Here is a 660-nt window from a genome sequence, read left to right on the forward strand (position 1 = left end):
GGTAACAGGGTCGCCGTTACCCTGCGCCGGGACGGCGACGGGTACGGCGACGGCTTCCTTCGAACCACGCGTGAGCCTGTCGAAGTCGTGCTTCAGGCGCTCGAGCGGGAATTCGGCGAACAGGCTTGATCCACGCTGGGCCAGCTGGGCCAGGCTTGGTTCGGTGAGCAGCGCCAGCAGCAGGTCGCCGCTGCGGATCATGTTCGGCTGGCCGTTGCCGAGCGAGGCGATCAGCCAGGCATGCTCGAACAGCAGCGGCAGGTGCTTCGAGAACACCGGGGTGCGCGCGCTGCCGGTGGCGAAGCGCGCGACCTCGCGCCGCAGGTCGTCCTCCAGCGCCGAGAGACTGATGTCGCAAGCGCGCGCGGCCACCACGACATCGCAGTCTGGCTGCTCCAGCAGGGCCAGGAACACGTGCTCGATGTCGACTTCGTACTGGCCCAGCCCGACGCAGATGTTGGCGGCGCGCGTGGCCGCGGTGCGCGAGGCGTCGTTCAGTTTGCCGATCAGGGTCTTGAGGTTGATGTCCATTCGTGTCGCATCCTTTGTGTCGGTAGATGGCGCTAGCGCTTGCCGTCCGGCCCGCGCGGGCGCGCCGCGCGCCCCACCGCCTAGTGCAGCGACGAGGGCTGGAGCACGGCGCTGAAATTGACCGTGCCG

At 68.5% G+C, this 660-nt stretch carries 1 pseudogene; it reads right to left on the minus strand.

Annotated elements, in window-relative coordinates:
- A pseudogene (locus KVT32_RS28200) lies at positions 1-531 on the minus strand (type VI secretion system ATPase TssH); the annotation flags it as partial.
- Positions 532-660: the final 129 nt, after the last annotated feature.

Source organism: Achromobacter sp. GbtcB20 (genome assembly GCF_019091095.1).
Lineage (GTDB): Bacteria > Pseudomonadota > Gammaproteobacteria > Burkholderiales > Burkholderiaceae_B > Achromobacter > Achromobacter mucicolens.